Here is a 3,795-nt window from a genome sequence, read left to right on the forward strand (position 1 = left end):
CAGAATGTGCTGAGCTTTACTGTTCTGCTTATGCGACAGGACCTTGGCTGCTTCTTCCTTAGTCATGCACACGCCGAGTAGGACATCTGCTCTCGATTGCAGCAGAGCCGCATCCTCATGAGCATGGCACTTTTTATCCTCGCCTTCTCCACGAATGCTCTTCAATTCGAACATGAATGTGTCTAAGGCTGTTTTGATATCCATTCGTTCTTGCAGCAGATCAGCAAGGATCTGGCCAGAACCGAGCCCTCTTATTTCGATTATCGAAACTCCGCTTTGCAGGATTCGCTGTACAAGCGAGTACCAATAAAAGAATACCGATAACTGTACGCGCTCCTTCATTTCCGGCTCAGAAACCCCATATTGGCTCGCGCCACATTCTAGTACATCCAAATGGTCGAATGTGAATTGTTCAAGGGCAGCATCTTGAGTTAAGAGATTATCCGCCAGCGGTTGGCTCGCAATATCACCGATAACTAACGCTACTTTTGCGGCACGGTTTTTCAAGAAACGACCTCTATTTGCCGTTTGTAATACCTCTGCCTTCAATGAATCAGAATTGGAAAGGATGCAGGCGGCTCGATAGCTGTAATGCTTGCGATAACGATTCCGTGTAAAGCATAAATGATTGATATCTATGGAAGGGTTGAGTTCAAGCAATTCCTGTGTCTGACGAATAACCCGCTCCAGCGCATGCTCAGATTTAGCTGACAGGGTGAGCAAATGTTTACATGGACGAACTGCGGATCTTGTGGTTGCTGCGGATGCTGCAGTCACCTCAGATGCTTCTGACGTTTCAGATGTCTTTGATGTCACGGTTGCCTCGGTAGCTTCGCTCGCAGTGGAGGGCGTCTCTACCCCATTCCATTCTTCGAGCACCACATGTACATTCGTTCCCCCTAATCCGAACGAACTTATGCCTGCCTTACGGGTGTTATTCTCTTCAACTGACCATTCTTCCACATCTTGTACAATGAAGAACGGTGATTTCTCCATTTCAAGAGCTGGATTGCGTGTGCCCATATGCAAACTTGGAACCAGCTTTTTGTGATAGAGAGATAACAGCACTTTCACAAGTCCGGCCCCGCCTGCGGCAGGCAGCAAATGTCCGATATTGGTCTTGACAGAGCCCAATCCGATCTTGCCATCAGTTCGTCTCTTTCCTTCAGTAAAGAGCTTGGTTAGCGCGTTCACTTCAATCGGATCGCCGATTCTCGTGCCTGAACCGTGTGCTTCCACATAGCCAACTTCACCCGGTGACAGATTCGCATCAATGTACGCTTCAGATAGAACTTGATATTGCCCGCCCGGATTTGGCGCCATGATGCCAAGCGAATATCCATCGTTATTGACGGCGCTCCCGCGGATAATGCCATATATCTGCTTGTTGTCCTGAACTGCTTGGGTAAGAGGCTCCAAATATACAACTACTACCCCTTCACCTAACACGGAACCATCAGCTTCAATATCGAACGTCTTCGTACAACGAGTCGAGGAGACAATTCCCGCCTTTCTCGACAATTGATGGACGATTGGCGTAGCCAATAGATTAGCGGCACCTACAATCGCTCCTGATATGCTGTTCTGTCTAATCGCTGCAACTGCTTGATGAAGCGCCACCAGGAAGGATGAACATGCCGTATCGATTACAAGCGCCGGCCCTGTAAAGTTGAGCTTATGTGCAATCAGAGCCGATACCATATTGTGCATATTCCCTACCATCGTATTTGGATGGATACGATCAACGCCATGCTTGTCCATATAATTCATAACAAGCTGGTAGTACGTATTGATGTTAATGCCGGTATATACACCGATGTTGCGTTTCTCATCCAGCCCCGGCAGCGTACCAGCATCCTCAAGTGCCTTATAGGCAATCTCCAGCATCAGCCGCTGCTGCGGATCCATGAATGCAGCTTCCTCATCGGAAATCTCGAAAAAGTCATTGTCAAAATAGTCGATATCCGCAATTTCACCAAGCCAGTCATCCCACTCTGGTTTTCCCGCCAATTGCCTGCGCTTCTCACTTACCTTGCCAATGCTGTCTTTCTTCGCGCATAGATTCTCCCAGTATTGCTGAGGCGTACTTGCGCCCGGTACACGCAGCGCAATTCCAGTAATGGCAACAGCATTATGTAAGTCTAATTTGTTGTCAGCATCCCATGCCGATGCAGGAATCTCACGTGCTTGAGGCATCGTTAGCAAATAGTCTGCCATTTGCTTAATGGTCTTACAGATGACAAATAGCTCAAATCCAATTTCTCTGCCAAAATGCTTCTCAATGCGGTCTAAGAACTGAAAACGTTGAATCGAGCTTCCGCCCAATGCCAGGAAAGAATCATCTGTAGATATACGTGTTTCCGTGAAGCCCAGTACTTCTGCCCAACTCCGGCGAAGGAAGGATTCAAGTTCATTTTGAGGAGAGTGAATAACCCGCTCCTGAATACGATGCTGTTCTAATCCCGCATGAATTTCTTGAAGCGCCTCGTCATACTCCCCATCTTCATAGTTCTTGCGCAGCTCGAAGCGTTGGAGTTTGCCACTCGTTGTCTTCGGAATCGTGCGAACCGGAATGACATGAGTAACCTCAATGCCGAGAGATTCTCGCATATGAGTGATGATTTGGTGGCGAAGATCGAGCAGCTTCTTTACGCCCGATTTGTGCTTCACAAAGGCAAGCAGTTCTTCCTGCTGTGTAGCGCCGTTAAACAAACCTACGAACGCGATGTTGCCGCGCGGAATCGCACCTTGCTCATACAACACTTCCTCCAAATCATGAGCGAAGTAATTTTGCCCGCGGATGAATATAATGTCCTTCATTCTCCCGCTTACCACAAGCGAGCCTTCCGCTATGAAGCCCAAATCGCCGGTATGCAGCCATCCGTCAACGAACAAGCTCTCGGTTAAGTCGTCACGATTGTAATAACCGGAGGTGACGGAACCACCTTGAATCTGAATTTCTCCTACAACATACTCGTCCACTGTACTCCCGTGTTCATCCGCAATTCTTATACTGATCTCAGAAAGTGGAGTTCCCTCATGAACGAATGGAAGGCGATCTCGATCATCGCTTTCCTGAACAGGAACAGCTAGTTGTGCATGTATTAATTTAGATCGGGATATGTATTCTACCCTCGGAACTTCATCCATTCGCCAAATGCTGACGCCAACTGTCGCCTCTGCCATGCCGTAGGCTGGCAGCATCATTTCAGGCTTGTACCCACATGGTTCAAATTTCTTAGCAAAGCTGTTTACCACAAGGATTGATATGGGCTCAGCTCCATTCAGTGCAAACCGTAAAGAAGACAAATCAAGTGAGGCAAGCTTCTCGTCCGCGACCTTCTGTACCATCCAATCAAATCCGAAGTTTGTTGAACCGAACCAGGTAGCCCGATGCTCAGACATTTTGCGCAAGAACAGGTAGGGTGATCGGACAAACGTATACGGTGAGAAAATGACAATATTGCTTCCGCTCACAATAGGAGTAATATGTTGAACGAACAGACCCATATCATGCGTATGTGGCAGCCACGTAAATACGGTATCCGACTCTTTCGTCTCGAATCGTTCTGCCATGGCGAGCGCATTAATTAAAATGTTGCGGCTGCTCAGCTTCACTCCCTTCGGAATGCCTGTACTGCCCGAAGAAAATTGGAGGAACGCGAGCTCATCCGGCTGTGCATCATATGGCTCCCCTACGCCTTCGGTTTCCAGTTCCTGCGTGGAGATAAAGCGGATTCCCTCATAGTAGGAACTCTGTTGAAGCGATTCATAATACTTGCGATTATGCTCCTC

At 48.0% G+C, this 3,795-nt stretch carries 1 protein-coding gene; it reads right to left on the reverse strand.

Going from position 1 to position 3,795, the window contains the following annotated elements; all coding sequences use genetic code 11:
• A partial coding sequence (locus tag AZ66_RS27755; protein ID WP_044357876.1) for a beta-ketoacyl synthase N-terminal-like domain-containing protein occupies positions 1-3,795 on the reverse strand: 3,795 nt, incomplete at both ends.

It is taken from the genome of Paenibacillus sp. E194 (genome assembly GCF_000935845.1).
Taxonomy (GTDB): Bacteria; Bacillota; Bacilli; order Paenibacillales; family Paenibacillaceae; genus Paenibacillus_B; species Paenibacillus_B alvei_B.